The organism is Roseateles noduli (assembly GCF_050626985.1).
Classification (GTDB): domain Bacteria; phylum Pseudomonadota; class Gammaproteobacteria; order Burkholderiales; family Burkholderiaceae_C; genus Roseateles; species Roseateles noduli_A.
Genome location: NZ_CP192463.1, coordinates 491,041 through 506,789 on the forward strand (window position 1 = coordinate 491,041; position 15,749 = coordinate 506,789).

Genomic DNA, 15,749 nt, shown 5'->3' on the forward strand with positions numbered 1-15,749 from the left:
CGTCAGTCGCCGAGTCCGAAGAGCTTCGCCGCATTGCCCCAGGCGATCTTGCGGGACGCGTCCGCGGGCAGGTCGCCCAGCCAGACGCGGTAGCCTTTCATCGTCGCCTCGTAGGACTGCCAGCGCTGGTTGACCCACGTGTCGGAGCCGACGAGGAACCGGTCGGGGTACTTCGCGATCAACGCGCGCCACGCGGGGCAGAGCTTGCCGTCGTCGCAGGTGAGCCCGGGGCGGTAGGACAGTTCACCCATGAGCCGCGGGTACTTCGCGAGCAGCGCCTCCACGCGCTCGACCGGCGCGCCGTTGATCCCGGTGTGGGCCCAGATCAGTCGCGCTTCGCGGCCCTTGCTGGGCGTGGCTTCCATCAGCAGGTCGATCGCCTCGTCGTCGACGTGCGCGAGCACGACGAGCGACTTCTCCTCCGCCAGCGCCATCAGCTTCTGCGCGACCGGGCCGCGCGCGTTGGCGCTGTCGTAGAGGTGGAACTCGCCGATGCCGCGGTAGGGGCCGGATGCCGTCCCGCGCGCGAGTTCATCCTGCACCATGCGATAGATGCTCTCGTTGCGGAACCAGCCGTCGTAGTCGGAACGGGTGCGATAGAGGCGGATGAACGGCACGACGGTGACGCCGGCCGCTCGTGTCTCCGGCAGCGACGCGAGGGTGCGCGTGCCGTCGTTCGGCCGCGAGTTGGCGAGGATCGCCTTCACGCCGCTGCGCTGCATGCGCGCCAGTACGTCCGACGGCGGATGCGGGCCGTCAAGGCCGTTCCAGGCTTCCTCGTTGTAGTGGAGGTGGGCGTCGAAGATCGGGCCGACGTAGTCGGCGGCGTGGGCCGCGCTGCCGCCGGTCAAGGACACCGCGAGCGCGGTGAACGACGCGAACACGGAGACAAGCGACATCAGCCGCCGGAGGGCAGAGCGCATGGACGGCTCCAGTCGATGGGACTGGAGTCTATTCTTACTCAGTCGCTCACTCGATCGACAGCAGCGTCACCGACCTCGCCGGCAGCGTCAGCGTCCGGCCCAGCGTCCTGCGCTCGCCGGTCATGACGTCGACCGCCGTGTCGCCCTCGCGCAGCATCTCGGGGAAGCGCGACAGGTCCAGCTCGCGCGGCTCCTTCGCCTTGCTCAGCACGAGCATCAGGCGCCTGCCGCCGAGGCCCTGGGCCGCGTCGTAGCGGAACAGCACATAGCTCTCGGCCAGCGGCGCGTACTGCATCAGCGCGCCGCCGTGCACGAGCGCCTCCGTCTTGCGCCAGTTCAGCAGCCGCTTCAGCCACGCCTGGGCGCCGGCCTGGCGCTCGCCCAGCCCCGCGCCGGTGAAGGCGTTGACCGCGTCGCCGGCCCAGCCGCCGGGGAAGTCCGCGCGCACCGCGCCGTCGTCGCGATGGCGCGGGCTGGTCATCAGGATCTCGGAACCGTAGAAGAACTGCGGGATCCGCCGCACGAAGGCGAGGTAGGCCCAGGCCATCTTCGTCAGCTCGACGTCGTCGTGCAGCACGCTGTAGACGCGCGGCGTGTCGTGGTTGCCCTCGAACAGCACCAGGTTGGCCGGATCCGGATAGACGAAGTCATGCGCCAGCGCCTCATAGAGCTTCGTGAAGCCGCCGTCGTGCGCGTCCTGCTGGTTCAGGGCGGCCAGCAGCGCCTCCTGCAGCGGGAAGTCCATCAGGCTCGGCAGCGAGGACACGTAGCCGTCGTGGTTGTGCTTGCCCGCCTGCCAGTACGACACCACGGCCGGGTGGGGGCTCCATTCCTCGCCGACGATGTTCAGCTTCGGATACTCGTCCTTGAGGCGGCGCGACCAGGCGGCCAGGAAGTCCTTGTCGGAGTAGCTGTAGGTGTCCGTGCGCACGCCGGCCAGGCCGGCGGTCTCGATCCACCACAGGCTCATCTGCGTCAGGTAGGTCGCCATCAGCGGCTGGCGCTGGTTGAGGTCGGGCATGCCGGGGCTGAACCAGCCGTCGCTGAAGCGCTTGCGGTCGCTCGGCGCGGCGTACGGGTCCTGCAGCGACATGCGCGCGTGATGCGTCTCGGTGTACTGGGGCCAGGCGTTGACCCAGTCCGCCGTCGGCAGGTCGGCCATCCACCAGTGATGCACGCCGATGTGGTTCAGCACGATGTCCTGGATCAGGCCGATGCCGTGGCGTTTCGCCTCGACGCCGAGCCGCACGTAGTCGGCGTTGCTGCCGAAGCGCGGATCGACCTGGTAGAAGTCCGTCGCGCCGTAGCCGTGGTAGCTCCACTTCGGGCTGTCGTTCACCGACAGCGGGGTCGGCCACAGCATCGTGAAACCCATCGCGGCGATGTAGTCGAGGTGCGCCGTCAGGCCCGCGAGGTCGCCGCCGTGGCGGCCGCCCGGGTCGTCGCGGCGCAGGCCTTCGGCCAGGCCCGGCACCTCGTCGTTGCGCGGATCGCCGTTGGCGAAACGGTCCGGGACCACCAGGTAGATCGCGTCCTTCGGTCCGAAGCTTTCGCGCTGTGCCGAGCCCGGCGCGCGCTCGCGCAGGACGTAGCCATGCTCGACGACGACCTGTCCGTCGCGCTTCAGGCGCAGCGTCAGCGTGCCCGGCTGGGCCGACGATTCGATCCGCAGGTCGACGAACAGGTAGTTGGGGCTGTCGCCGCGCCGCGTGCCGACCAGGGTCACGCCGTGCGCGGGCGCCAGCTCCGCCTGCAAGGCGCCGATGCCCGCGCCGTGCAGCATCAGCTGCAGGTCGGGCGACTTCATGCCGACCCACCAGTCCGGCGGCTCGACGTGATCAAGCGTCACCGGGGCGGTGGAAGCGGTGGAAGAGGTTGAAGAGGCGGGAGCGGCCGTCGCGGCGGAGGGAGCGTTTGTCATGACAAGAAGGCTCAAGGCGAGGAAGACGGTGGAGACGGTGGAGACGATGGGGGCGGAAGGTTTGAGCGAGGCCCGCGGGGAGAACCGTGCGATGAAGCGCGTCGTGGTCAGCATCCTGCACGCCCTTCAGCGAAGGCGGAAGACCTGCACCGACAGCGGCGCGGCAGTCAGCGTGACCCGACCCCGCGCATCGGCGGCGAGCGCCCTGGCCTGGATGGCGGTCGCCGAGCCCGACGGAGGCTGCGGGTGCAAAGGGCGAAGGCGCGCCTTCGCCGGCAGGCCGGGGAGCGTCACGTCGGTGGCATTCCGACCGTAGTTGATGACGACCAGCACGCGCTCGTTCTTGTAGGCGCGCTGGAAACTCAACACCTGACCCTGCGCGAGCGGCGCCTCGTAGCGGCCGCGCGCGATCGCCGGCTGGCCGTTGCGCAGCGCCAGCATCGCCTTGTAGAAGTTCAGCAGCGAGCCCGGATCGGCGGCCTGCGCCTGTGCGTTGTGCGTCGAGAGGTTCGGCGAGGCCGGCCGGAACGGCGTGCCCGTCGAGAAGCCGCCCGGCGCCGGGGTCCAGCTCATCGGCGCGCGCAACGGCGCATCGCCCGGCAGACCGGCGACGCCGGCCTGGCCGATCTCCTCGCCGTAGTAGATGAACGGCGTGCCCGGCAGCAGCAGGTAGGTCGCGGCGGCGAGCTTGTAGCGTGCCTCGTCGCCCTCGAACTGGTCCCAGGCCCGCTTGCCGGCGAAGATGTCGTGATTGCTCAGCATCGTGGCCATCGACAACGGCGCCTCGGTGAAGAAGCGCGCGACCTTGGTCACCGCCTCGACCGAACCGTCGCCGCCCTTGGCGGCATCGATCACCGCGCGCTCCAGCCCGAAGGCGAAGGCGCTGCCGCAGATGTCGTCGCGCGTGTAGACCTTGGGCTCGGCGGTGGCCTCGCATACGACGAAGCGCCGCGGGTAACGCTTGATCAGGCGCGTGAAGTCGCCGGTCAGGACGCGGCTCTCCGGCTGGTCGTTCCAGTCCTTCGCGCTGTTCTCGATCAGGTGCGGGACCGCGTCGAGGCGGTAGCCGTCCAGCCCGCGGTTGAGCCAGAAGCGCAGGCTGTCCGCGTGGTACTTCACCACCGCCGGGTTGCGCATGTTGAAGTCGGGCATGTGCGGTCCGAACACCGCGAAGTAGCGCGGCGATCCGGCGCCCGCCTGGGCCGTCGATTCAGGCTTGGGCGGCGCGCTCGCGCCCTCGGGCAGCTCGGGCGGGACGTCCTCGCCGGGCAGGTACCAGGGCGTCTTGCCCCAGATGTCCCAGTCCTTCAGCTCGGCCAGCGGCCGCGGGGTCCACACGAACCAGTCGCGCCACGGGCTGGCCGGATCCGCCGCTGCCGCGCGGAACAGCGGATGCTCGCGCGCGCTGTGGTTGATCACGTAGTCCATGACGACGCCGATGCCGCGCCGGTGGGCTTCGCGGATCAGCTCGTCGAAGTCGGCCAGCGTGCCGTACTGCGGCTCGATCGCGCGGTAGTCCGTCGTCGCGTAGCCGTGGTCGTGGTCGGCGCTGGCGGTGATCGGCATCAGCCAGATGCCCTTGATGCCGAGGTCCTTCAGGTAGTCCAGCCGTTGCGTCACGCCGCGCAGGTCGCCGATGCCGTCGCCGTCGCTGTCCTGGAAGCCGCGCACGAAGATCTCGATGAAGGCGCCGTGCTGCCAGCCCTCGGGCAGCGTGCTGTGGCCGCGGACCTCCTGGACGGGCGAGAGGTCCACGGGCGTCGCGGCCCTGGCCGGCGTCACCGCGGCGGTCGGCGCCGCGTGCGCCGTCGGCGCCGTCAGTCCGGCGGCCGTCGCGACGGCCAGCACCGTGGCCGTGGCGAGGGCGAAGGGGCGACGAGTCATCTCGCGAATCTCCTGGTCTTGTGATCTTGTCTGTAGCAAAAGTACAAATCTGGGTGTCGCCGGAAGAAGCTTCGGAGGCGTCATCGCGCCGCAGCATAGAAGGTATGGGCTATGAAGGGAAGTCCTGATCGCCCTCGTATGTAGTTTTGCTACCATCTGAAGCGCCGTGCCGGCATGGCCTTCAAGGAAGGCGGATCCGGCGCCAGAACCACCTTCCGATGGAGATCCGATGGGCGTCCGCTCGACCTTGTCCCGCCCCTGGCCACGTCTGGCGGTATTGATGCTGAGCGGCCTGGCCGGAGTGCCGATGGCCATCGCCGCAGGCGATTCCTTGATCGCCGCAGGCGATTCCTCGATCGCCGCGGGCGATGCCTTGTTCACCGCCAGCGATCCCCGGGTCGCTGCGGGCGATCCTTCGCTGGCCGCCTGCGACGCCGGGACGGCGACGGTGCTGGCAGCGCAGTCGCCGGTGCTGGCGCCGCAGTCCGCCGCGCCCGCGATGCCGCAGCCGGTGTGGCTCGATGCACGCCGCCTGCGCTGGCCGGGCTTGACGCTGGCCGCCGGCGAGACCGTCCGGTGGCATCACTCGGCGGCTGGCGGATTGACCTTGAATGAAGGGCGCGTGGCCGGGAGCGACCGCAGCCTTGCGCTCCGGATCGTCGACGTCGCCCGCGAGCCGCTGAGCGCGGAGATCGCCGCGCAGGGCGCCTATCTGGGCGCCGGCCCGGAGTTCGCGTTGGAGGAAGGCGTCGATGCGGCCGTGCTGCAGCGCGGTCAGTCGCTGGTCGTCGTCGAGGACGCGCAGGGTCGCGTGCGGCGCTGGAGTCCGGCGCAGACGGCGCGCGCGCTCGATGCGATCTACGCCGCCGCCGAGGACGAGCCGGCGCTGGGCGTCACGGTGGGACCGAAGGGCGCCGCCTTCAAGCTGTGGGCGCCGACGGCCGATCGCGTCGCGCTGTGCGTCTACGACGGCCCCGACAGCGCTGCCCGCGTGCGCCTCCCGCTGGCGCGCGACGACCGCACGGGGATCTGGGCCGTCGACACGGCGCGCAGGTCCGGCGAGGCTGGCGCACCCGGCGCACCCGGCGCACCCGGCGCACCCGGCGCACCCGGCGTATCCGGCGCACCCGGCGCACCCGGCGCGGCGGGCGTGCGAAGTGGCTCCTATTACCGCTACCTCGTCGAGCTCTTCGTACCGGGCGTCGGTCGCGTGCGCAACCTCGTGACCGATCCGTATTCGGTGAGCCTGTCGGCGGATTCGGCGCGCAGCTACGTCGCCGACCTGTCCGAGCCGCGCCTGCAGCCGCGCGGCTGGTCGGCCAGCCGCATCCCCGACCGCGTGAAGACGCCGACGGACATGGTCGTCTACGAATTGCACGTGCGCGACTTCTCGCGCGACGACCGCAGCGTGCCCACCGCGATGCGCGGCAAGTACCTGGCCTTCACGCAGTCCGGCTCGGCCGGCATGCGCCACCTGCGCGCGCTCAGCGAGGCAGGCCTGACGGACGTGCACCTGCTGCCGGTCTTCGATCTGGCCACCGTGCCGGAGCGCCACTGCGCGGTCCCGCGCGTGCCGAGGGCCGCGCCCGACAGCGACGCGCAGCAGGCGGCCGTCATGGCCGTCGCCGACAGCGACTGCTTCAACTGGGGCTACGACCCGTACCACTACAGCGTACCGGAGGGCAGCTTCGCCAGCGATGCCAATGACGGCGCGGTCCGCGTGCGGGAGTTGCGCGCGATGGTGATGGGGCTGCATGCGGCCGGACTGCGCGTCGGCATGGACGTGGTCTACAACCACACGACGGCCTCCGGGCAGCATCCGCATTCGGTGCTGGACCGCATCGTGCCCGGCTACTACCAGCGCCTGGACGTGCTGGGCCGTGTCGAGCGCTCGACCTGCTGCGACAACACCGCCACCGAGCACCGCATGATGGGCAAGCTGCTGGTCGACTCGGTGGTGCTGTGGGCGCGGGAGTACAAGATCGCTTCCTTCCGCTTCGACCTGATGGGGCACCAGCCGCGCGCCGTGATGACGCAACTCCAGGCGCGCCTGAAGCGCGAGCTGGGTCGCGACGTCCAGTTGATCGGTGAAGGCTGGAACTTCGGCGAGGTCGCCAACAGCGCGCGATTCGTGCAGGCCTCGCAGCTGTCGCTGAACGGCACCGGCATCGGCACCTTCAGCGATCGCGGCCGCGATGCGGTGCGCGGCGGCGCGGCGGGTGACGATGCGGCCACTTCGGCGCGCCGGCCTGGGTTCATCGTGCCGGCCCAGTCGGGGGATGCCGCGCGCCGCGAGGAACTGCTGCGCCAGGGCGATCTGCTCAAGCTCGCGATGGCGGGCACGCTGCGCGGCTTCGAGCTGGAGACCGCCGACGGGCGCCGCGTGGCCGGCGAACGTCTGCCCTACGGCGATCAGCCGGCCGGCTACGCCTCGGTGCCGGCGGAGGTCGTCAACTACGTCGAGAACCACGACAACCAGACGCTGTTCGACGCGCTGGTGCTGAAGCTGCCGCGCACCACGAGCGCCGACGACCGCGCCCGCACGCAGGCGGTCGCGCTCGGGCTCAATGCGCTGAGCCAGGGCGTCGCCTACTTCCATGCGGGCGGGGAGCTGCTGCGCTCCAAGTCGATGGACCGCAACAGCTACGACTCGGGCGACTGGTTCAACCGGCTGGACTGGAGCGGTCGCGACAACGGCTTCGGCGCCGGCCTGCCGCCCGCCCGCGACAGCGGCCAGGACTTCGCACTGCTGCGGCCGCTGCTGGCCGATCCCGCGATCAAGCCCGGTCCGGCGCAGATCGACTGGACCGGGCGCGTGTTCCTCGACCAGTTGCGGATCCGCGCGAGCACGCCGCTGTTCCGGCTCGCCGATCCGGAGGAGATCCGGCGCCGGCTCGTCTTTCACAACACCGGCCCGGCTCAGCAGGCCGGCGTGATCGTGGGTCGACTCGACGGCGCTGGACGCGCGGATGCCGTGTTCGAGCGGCTGCTGTACGTCGTCAATGCCACCGCCGAGCCGACGTCGCTGACCTTGCCGGCCGAAGCCGGCTTCACCTGGCGCCTGCATCCGGTGCAGCGCGCCGCCGGCGCGGCGGATACGCGCATCCGGAACGAGTCGCGGGTCGACGGCGTGCGCGGGCAATTCCGGGTGCCGGCGCGCAGCGTCGCGGTGTTCGTCGTCGAGCTTCGTTGAACGGTTCCTTTACGACGCCGTAGCCTCGCGGGCGTCCGGGTCTGGACCTTCGCCGGGCGACTTTCAAGCCAGGGATCACCCCATCCGTCGCACGGGGCTGCGCGCCTCGCGCGGCGGAGTAGCATGGCTCACCAGCGGCCCCGTCCGAGGTCGCATCGGAGACGGTCATGGGAACGATCCAGGCGATCCATTCGGCCCGCAAGGCGCTGATGCTCGGCGCGGCGCTGCTGGCGGCGCTGGCGGTGACAGGGTGCGCCACGGCGCCCGAGGCCACGCCGCCGATCGAGGCGGCTTCGCTGATCCACGACGAGCTCTTCCCGCCGTCGCGCGACGTGATCGATCCGGCGCAGGTCATGGCGCTGACGCCGAAGATGCGCGAGTTCATCCGCAGCCGCATCCCGAATGCGAGCGCCAACGGCACGACGCTGATGATGGATGCGCGCGACATGCGCCACCTGCTGCTGGATGCGCTCTACAACCGCAACGAGCTCCAGCTGGAGTACGACGCCGAGACCACGCGCACCGCCGCCGAGGCCTTCGATGCCAAGGCCGGCAACTGCCTGTCGCTGGCGATGATGACGGCCGCCTTCGCGCGCGAGATGGGTCTGCCCTTCGTGTTCCGCCAGATCTACGACGAGGAGCAGTGGAGCCGCGTCGGCGACCTGCAGGTCGTCTCCGGCCACGTCAACATCGCGCTGGGCCGGCGCCGGACGGACTTCCGCGTGCTGGGCAACGACGAGCCCTCGCTGGTGGTCGACTTCCTGCCCGGCGCCCAGATCTCGCGCCAGCGCGCGATGCCCATCGACGAGCGCGGCATCGTCGCGATGTACATGAACAACCGCGCCGCGGAGCTGCTGGCGCAGGCCCAGATCGCCCGCGCCTACTGGTGGGCCCGCGCCGCCTGGCTGCACGATCCGCGGATGCTGACGGCGCTCAACACGCTGGGCGTGATCTACCGCCGCCACGGCGACACCGTGCTCGCCGAGCGCGCCTTCCGCCATGTGCTGGCGCACGAGCCGGCCAACGTGCAGTCCATGTCCAACCTGGCCCAGGCGCTGCGCTTCCAGGGTCAGTTCGCCGAGGCGCAGAAGCTCGAGACCCAACTGGCCCTGCTCCAGCCGTATCCGCCGTTCAAGTTCTTCGACCTCGGCGTGGCCGCGATGAAGGCGGGCGACTACGCCCAGGCCCGCGACCTCTTCGCCAAGGAGATCGACCGCTCGGCCTACTACCACGAGTTCCATTTCTGGATGGCGCTGGCCAACGTGGGATTGGGCAAGTGGGATGTCGTGCGCACGGAACTGGCCAAGGCCCAGGAGTACAGCGTGACCGCGCCGCAGCGGCAGCTCTATGCGGCCAAGCTGGAGAGCTTGAAGGCGAAGATGCAGCCGGCGAAGGTTCAGGTCCGCTAGCCCGCGGCAGCCGCGGGCCGGGGACGCCGGCTTGGGAACTCAGGCGTCGAGCGGCGGCAGGCCGTGACGCGCGCGCGCCCGGGCGCAGGCGTCGTCGCCGATGCCCAAGGGGGAGCGCAGGCCGAAGTCGCGGCACGGCGACGGTCGCCATTCGTAGATGCCGCAGCCGGCGTGCTCGCCGAGCTTTCCCTGCAAGGCGGCGCAACGTGGCCGCGCATGGTCGGTGCCGCGCATCCGGCAGGTCGAGTCCGTGACTTCCACCGTCAGGCCGTCCGGTACCGTGCCGCCTTCGCTGAGCAGCTCCTGGCGTGAGAAGTCGACGCGGAAGCTCGCGCAGCAGGCGCCGCAGCGGGTGCAGGGGTTGTCGGTGAAGGCCGGCATGTCAACGGAGGACGGGTGAGGGCAGGGCGGCGCGGGAAGGGCTTCAGTTCGACGCCGACGGGCTGATCAGCGTGCTGTCGGGCGCGGGCGTGTCGTCGGGCAGCACGGGTTCGCGCACGACGGTGACGGTGCAGGCACACTGCGAGACGACCTGCGCCGACACGCTGCCCAGGTAGCGGCGCATCATCGAACTGGCGCGCGCGCCCATCACGACGTGGTCGACGCCGGTCTTCGCGGCGAACTCGATCAACGCATCGGCGGCGTCCGGTGCTTCCAGCACGTGGAAGGTCAGCCGGCCGTCTTCCAGGGCCAGTTCCCGCGTCATCGGATGCGCCCAGTTCTTCAGCGCGATCAGCTGCTGCACGTGATGGCTGCGGCCCTGCGCGTCGGTGAGCTCGTCCATGCCGATGCGGTTGGTCTTCATCACGCCGACGCAGGCCAGGCGCGCGCCGGGCTCGGTCTGCATCAGGCGGCGCACGACCTCGCGCAATTCCTCGAGCAAGGTGGGCGTGGCGCCCAACACGTCGACGGCGGCCATGATCACGGGGCTGCGCGCGACCTGCGCGCCGACCGAGGCCGGCGCGCGAGGTTCCTCGCCCATCGCCAGGAACCAGCGCTTGAAGCGTCGCACCATGCCGCTGCGCTGCAGCTTGTGCGCCCGGGCCGTCAAGGGCACCGCGTCCGGCCGCTGCAGGTCCAGCGCGAGCTGCGCGGCGCTCTGGTAGCGGCGCTCGGCGCGCACCTCCAGGCAGTGCAGGACGATCTCCTGGAACCACGGCGGCAGCTCGGGCCGGATCGCGCGGGGCGGGATCGGGTCGACGTAGAGCCGTCGCCGCAGCTGTCGCACCGATGTCGGCTGGCCGAAGGGCCGTTCGCCGGTGGAGAGGTGGTACAGCATGACCCCCAGCGCGAAGAGGTCGCTGCGCGGATCGTTGCGGACGAACTGGACCTGCTCCGGCGACATGTACGGACCGGTGCCCATCGGCAGGGAGAATTCCTCCTCCAGCAGGTCGGGCAGGAAGTCGTGCCGCGACAGGCCGAAGTCGACCAGCACCACGGTGCCGTCCGGGCGCAGCAGGATGTTGCTGGGCTTGATGTCGAGGTGGACCAGGTGCTGGCGGTGCAGGTCGGTCAGCGCGTGCGCGACCTGGATGCCGATCTCGACGACTTCCACCAGCGGCAGCGGCGCCTGATCCAGGCGCGGGCGCAGGCTCTCGGCCTCGATGCGCTCCATGACGATGTAAGCCTGGCGGCGCCAGTCGCCGCGCGCGACGAAGCGCGGCACGTGCGGCCCCTTGAGCGCCGGCATGATCATCTGCTCGACTTCGAAGCCGACGATGCTGGCCGGGTCCTCGCCGCCCTTGATGCGGGGGACCTTCATGATCAGCGGGAAGTCCTCGGCCGGATGGACGTCGACGGCGTGGGCGTCGGCAGGATGTGCCGGGTCCGCCGGATCCTGCCGCCGCACCTGCCAGAGGTTGGCCATGCCGCCCTGGTGAAGCCGCGCCTCGAGCACGAAACCGTCCAGCACCTGGCCGGGTTGCAGCGGCGAGGTGATCGGGACGGGGACTGAGCTTGAAGCGTGCGTCGGGTGGGCGTCGTTCATCGATTCATTGGCACTGCTGCCGCCGCTGGCCCTCACCCCCGCCCTCTTCCGCAAGCGGGAGAGTGAGCAAGTGGCCGGCCGTCATCTGCGGTCATCGATCTTCATCGGCCCGCCACCAGGCGTTGCGCGAGCCGGTCGGCCAGGCCGGCGGGCAGGCCGGGCGCGGCGCGCAGCGCGGCGGCGGCGGCTTCCACATCGTAGGGCACGCGCTGGAAGCTGAGTTCCTCGCTGTCGTGGTCGAACAGCGCGTAGGCGGCGGCCGGGTTGCCGTCGCGCGGCTGGCCGCAGGCGCCGGGGATGACGAGCCACTGCCGGTTGGGCAGCAGCGGGATCGGCACGCCGGGCTGCGGCTTGAAGTCGCCCGCCTTGCCGGTGCCGGAGAGGTGGTACAGCATCGGCTCGTGCATGTGGCCGCAGAAGGTGTAGCGGCACTCGGTGGCGTGCAGGCTGCGCATCGCCTCCAGCCTGCCCTGCACGTAGGCGAAGCCGGTCGGGTCGAACGCGTTGGCGTGCACGTAGAGGCAGTCGTCCTCTTCCTCCGACATCGGCAGCCCGGCCAGGAAGGCCACCTGGTCGTCGGTGAGCCGCGCGCGCGTCCAGGCGATGGCGGCGCGAGCGTCGTCGTTCATCGTGGGGCGGGGGCCCTGCGTCACGCCCAGGTCGTGGTTGCCGGCGACGACGATCGCGCCTTCCGCGCGCAGGGTCCGCACCTGGTCGATCACCCAGCCGGGGTCGCTGCCGTAACCGACGTAGTCTCCCAGGAGGGCGAAATGCCGGGCGCCCTGCCGCCGGGCGTGGTCGAGGACGGACTCGAAGGCTTGCCGGTTGGCGTGCAGGTCGGAGATCAGGGCGGTCTTCATGGAAGCAGCATGGATGCGAGGGGCAAGCATGCCACGCATGGCTGACGTCAACCTTCGCAAGACGGCGAGTGGCGGACGCAAGCCCCCCGAAGCGCAGGGGCACGCCCCTGCGGATGGGCGATGGATCGGGGGACTCGCGGGTTTGACGCGTTGTGGATGTCCCGGGCTTTGCTAATCTGGCCGGCGACATGGGACGCCCAGGAGGCGATGTGGCAAGAGCGCAGCGCCGCCGGCAGTTCCGGCATGGGAGAGAAAGAAGATGAACACGTGGGAATCCGGGCGGCCGGACCCGCCCGCGCGCGAGCGCGGGCTGGGGCCGGCGATCGAGCGCTGGGCATGCGTGCCCTGGCGGGGCCGTCTGCGGCTCGCCGCGCGCGCTGCGGGTGGTCTGGCGGTGGGGCTGATGCTCGCGTCGGCGACCGGGTCCGCGCGGGCGGACTGCTCGCGGCCGATCCGGGTGCCGATGGCGCCGATCGGCATGAGCGTGGTGACCTCGGGCGGCGAGGTCAGCGGGGTCTATCCGGACCTGCTGCGCAAGGTGTCGGCGGAGACCGGCTGCCAGTTCGATTTCGTCGTCGTGCCGCGGGCGCGGGTCGAGGCGATGTTCGCCGGCAGCGGCGCGGACGTGCTGGTGCCGGCGACGCGCACCTCCCAGCGGGACTTGCACGGCGACTTCATTCCGATGATGAAGGCGCGGGCGATGCTGATCTCGATCTCGTCGGACCGTGCGCCGGTCGAGAGCCTGGCCGAGCTCGGCGAGCGGCGGGAGTTGCGCGTGGCGGTGGTGCGCGGCTTCGACTACGGCGAGCCCTACCAGCAGTTGCTGAGGACGTTGAAGGCGCAGCGCCGGCTGGTCGTGGAAGCGGATCCGGCGGCGGTGGTGCGCACGCTGGAGCGCAACCTGGCGGACGTGACGGTGATGGCGCCGTCGATCCTGGCGGGCACCTTGCTGCAGGACTCGAAGACGCGGCCGCTGCTGGACCGTCTGCGCCTGGAGGCGATGGCGGAGCTCACCTGGACCGACAGCGGGATCTACCTGTCGCGGCACCTGCCGGCGAAGGACCGCGAGGTGCTGAGCGACGCGCTGGAGCGGAACTCACGCTCCGGCACCGTCTGGAAGACGCTGCAGAAGCATTACCCGACCGGGTCGTATGAAGACGGCCTGAAGGCGATCGTCGTCCCGAAGTAGCGCGGCGATCGTCGCGCCATGGAACAAGGCCCGCGCTCGGCGGGCCTTGTCGTTTCAGGAGCGGGGCAGGGCGCTCAGCCGATGCGTCCGAGCAGCAGGTACTCCATCAGCGCCTTCTGCACGTGCATGCGGTTCTCGGCCTCGTCCCAGACCACCGACTGCGGGCCGTCGATCACGTCGGCCGCCACCTCTTCGCCGCGGTGCGCCGGCAGGCAGTGCATGAACAGCGCATCCGGCTTGGCCTGGGCCATCATGTCCTTGTCCACGCACCAGTCCGCGAACGCCGTGCGGCGCGCCTCGTTCTCGGCCTCGTAGCCCATGCTGGTCCACACGTCCGTCGTCACCAGGTCGGCGTCGCGGCAGGCTTCCTTCGGATCCTTGAAGACCTTGTAGCAGCGCGTGTCCTTGATGCCGGCGACCGCCGGATCGATCTCGTAGCCGCTGGGCGTACTGACATGCACGGTGAAGCCCAGGATCTCCGCCGCCTGCAACCAGGTGTTGGCCATGTTGTTGCCGTCGCCGACCCAGGCCACCACGCGTCCCTTCAGGCAGTCCATGTCGATCGCGCCGCGCCGGTCCATGCCGCGCTGCTCGATGAAGGTGAACAGGTCCGCCAGGATCTGGCAGGGGTGGTACTCGTTGGTCAGCCCGTTGATGACCGGCACCCGCGAGTGCGCGGCGAAGCGCTCCAGCTTGGTCTGCTCGTAGGTCCGGATCATCACGATGTCGACCATGCGGCTGATCACGCGCGCGCTGTCCTCGATCGGCTCGGCGCGGCCCAGCTGGCTGTCGCCGGTGGTCAGGTGCACCACCGAGCCGCCCATCTGGTACATGCCCGCCTCGAAGCTCACGCGGGTCCGCGTGGAGGCCTTCTCGAAGATCATCGCCAGCGTGCGGTCCTGCAGCGGCTGGTACTTCTCGTAGTTCTTGAAGCGTCGCTTGATCGTCGCCGCCCGTTCGAACAGGTGGGTGTACTCCTCCGCGCGCAGGTCCTTGAACTGCAGGTAATGACGCATGAGCGTGTTCCCCGGCTTCATGGCGCGGACGCCGGGGCGGCCAGGAAGGCCTTCACCAGCGGCACCAGACGCGCGGCGATCTCGGCCGCTTCCGCGCTCGTGAGGATCAGCGGCGGCACCAGGCGGATGACCTTGTCGGCGGTCACGCTCAGCAGCAGGCCCGCCTCCATCGCCTGCGTCAACAGCACGCCGCAGGGGCGGTCGAGTTCGATGCCGATCATCAGGCCGTGGCCGCGCACCTCGACGAGGCCCGCTTCGCCCGCCAGGCCGTGCTCGATCGCGGCCTTCAGCTCGGCGCCGACGGTCGCGGCATTGGCCAGCAGGCCGTCCTCTTCCATCACCGTCAGCGTCTCGACGCCCGCGCGCATCGCCAGCGGATTGCCGCCGAAGGTCGTGCCGTGGTTGCCCGGTCCGAAGACCTTGGCGGCCTTGTCGCCGCACACCACCGCGCCGATCGGCACGCCCGAGCCCAGGCCCTTGGCCAGCGGCATCACGTCCGGCACGATGCCGGCCCACTGGTGCGCGAACCACTTGCCGGTGCGGCCGATGCCGCATTGCACCTCGTCCAGCATCAGCAGCAGGTCGTGCTCGTCGCACAGCTTGCGCAGGTCCTTCAGGAAGTCGATGTGGGCGGGGTTGATGCCGCCTTCGCCCTGGATGGTCTCCAGGAAGATCGCGGTCACGTTCGGGTGCTCGGCGATGGCCTGGCGGATCGCCGCGATGTCGTTCAACGGCACGCGGACGAAGCCCGGCACCAGCGGACCGAAGCCCGCCTGCACCTTCGGGTTGCCGGTCGCGGACAACGTCGCGATCGAGCGGCCATGGAAGGCCTTCTCGAACACGATGACCTCGGGGCTCTCGTTGCCGCGGTCGTGGCCGTACTTGCGCGCGATCTTCAGCGCGGCCTCGTTGGCCTCCAGGCCGGAGTTGCAGAAGAAGGCGTTGGTCAGCCCCGACAGCGCGCAGAGCTTGGCCGCGAGCTGCTCCTGCAGCGGGACGTGGTAGTAGTTGCTCGTGTGGATGAGCTTGCCCACCTGGTCCCGCAAGGCCGCCACCAGCCTCGGATGGTTGTGTCCGAGCGTGTTGACGGCGATCCCGCCGAGGCCGTCCAGGTATCGTCGGCCGGCCGTATCCCAGACCCAGGCGCCTTCGCCGTGCGACAAGGCGATCGGCAGGCGGCCGTAGGTGTGCATCACATGGGGTTCGGTCGGGGCGGCGAACGAGGAGTCCGGGGCGTTCATCAAGTCTCCAAAACGTGGGAGGGGTGGGGGAATCATCTCCAGGAAGGCACCCGGCAATCCCCGGTCCGGGACCGGGGTTGCGGGAGCCGATCGATTCTACGGGTCGACCCTGGCGGGTGAGGAGAT

At 70.3% G+C, this 15,749-nt stretch carries 11 protein-coding genes; 3 read left to right on the top strand and 8 right to left on the bottom strand.

Going from position 1 to position 15,749, the window contains the following annotated elements:
* Positions 1-2: 2 nt before the first annotated feature.
* From ACQ4L4_RS02220 to ACQ4L4_RS02230, 3 genes are all read right to left on the bottom strand, one after another.
* A complete protein-coding gene (locus tag ACQ4L4_RS02220) occupies positions 3-899 on the bottom strand; it encodes an amidohydrolase family protein (RefSeq protein WP_431104849.1) in 897 nt (298 codons plus the stop codon).
* Positions 900-969: 70 nt separating this feature from the next.
* Positions 970-2,844: a glycoside hydrolase family 13 protein gene (locus ACQ4L4_RS02225; protein WP_431102578.1), complete on the bottom strand. Its 1,875-nt coding sequence runs from the start codon at positions 2,842-2,844 to the stop codon at positions 970-972.
* Between the two features lie 126 nt (positions 2,845-2,970).
* Positions 2,971-4,728 carry an alpha-amylase family glycosyl hydrolase gene (locus ACQ4L4_RS02230; protein WP_431102579.1) on the bottom strand — a complete coding sequence of 586 codons (1,758 nt, stop codon included), beginning with the start codon at positions 4,726-4,728 and terminating at the stop codon, positions 2,971-2,973.
* Between the two features lie 229 nt (positions 4,729-4,957).
* Here ACQ4L4_RS02230 and ACQ4L4_RS02235 point away from each other — a divergent pair, with 229 nt between their 5' ends.
* A complete protein-coding gene (locus ACQ4L4_RS02235) occupies positions 4,958-7,921 on the top strand; it encodes an alpha-1,6-glucosidase domain-containing protein (protein ID WP_431102580.1) in 2,964 nt (987 codons plus the stop codon).
* A gap of 167 nt (positions 7,922-8,088) precedes the next feature.
* Positions 8,089-9,330, top strand: a complete 1,242-nt coding sequence (locus ACQ4L4_RS02240; RefSeq protein WP_431102581.1) for a tetratricopeptide repeat protein — start codon at positions 8,089-8,091, stop codon at positions 9,328-9,330.
* Between the two features lie 39 nt (positions 9,331-9,369).
* On the opposite strand, the gene ACQ4L4_RS02245 is transcribed toward ACQ4L4_RS02240, so the two are convergent.
* The 3 genes from ACQ4L4_RS02245 to ACQ4L4_RS02255 all read right to left on the bottom strand — a co-directional run bounded on the left by ACQ4L4_RS02245 (position 9,370) and on the right by ACQ4L4_RS02255 (position 12,177).
* Complete coding sequence (locus tag ACQ4L4_RS02245; RefSeq protein WP_431102582.1) at positions 9,370-9,711, bottom strand: YkgJ family cysteine cluster protein; 342 nt, start codon at positions 9,709-9,711, stop codon at positions 9,370-9,372.
* A gap of 43 nt (positions 9,712-9,754) precedes the next feature.
* Positions 9,755-11,317, bottom strand: coding sequence for a serine/threonine protein kinase (locus ACQ4L4_RS02250; RefSeq protein WP_431102583.1), 1,563 nt, complete (start codon positions 11,315-11,317; stop codon positions 9,755-9,757).
* Between the two features lie 101 nt (positions 11,318-11,418).
* Positions 11,419-12,177, bottom strand: coding sequence for a metallophosphoesterase family protein (locus ACQ4L4_RS02255; RefSeq protein ID WP_377156083.1), 759 nt, complete (start codon positions 12,175-12,177; stop codon positions 11,419-11,421).
* A gap of 259 nt (positions 12,178-12,436) precedes the next feature.
* Between ACQ4L4_RS02255 and ACQ4L4_RS02260 the strand changes: the two genes are divergently transcribed.
* A complete protein-coding gene (locus ACQ4L4_RS02260; protein ID WP_431102585.1) occupies positions 12,437-13,366 on the top strand; it encodes a substrate-binding periplasmic protein in 930 nt (309 codons plus the stop codon).
* A gap of 74 nt (positions 13,367-13,440) precedes the next feature.
* Here the strand turns inward: ACQ4L4_RS02260 and argF are convergent, their stop codons facing one another.
* Both argF and ACQ4L4_RS02270 read right to left on the bottom strand, forming a co-directional pair.
* On the bottom strand, positions 13,441-14,403 hold the full coding sequence (argF, locus tag ACQ4L4_RS02265) for an ornithine carbamoyltransferase (protein WP_431102586.1): 963 nt from the start codon (positions 14,401-14,403) through the stop codon (positions 13,441-13,443).
* Positions 14,400-15,623 carry an aspartate aminotransferase family protein gene (locus ACQ4L4_RS02270; protein WP_431102587.1) on the bottom strand — a complete coding sequence of 408 codons (1,224 nt, stop codon included), beginning with the start codon at positions 15,621-15,623 and terminating at the stop codon, positions 14,400-14,402. Before ACQ4L4_RS02270 ends, argF begins: the two co-directional genes overlap by 4 nt.
* Positions 15,624-15,749: the final 126 nt, after the last annotated feature.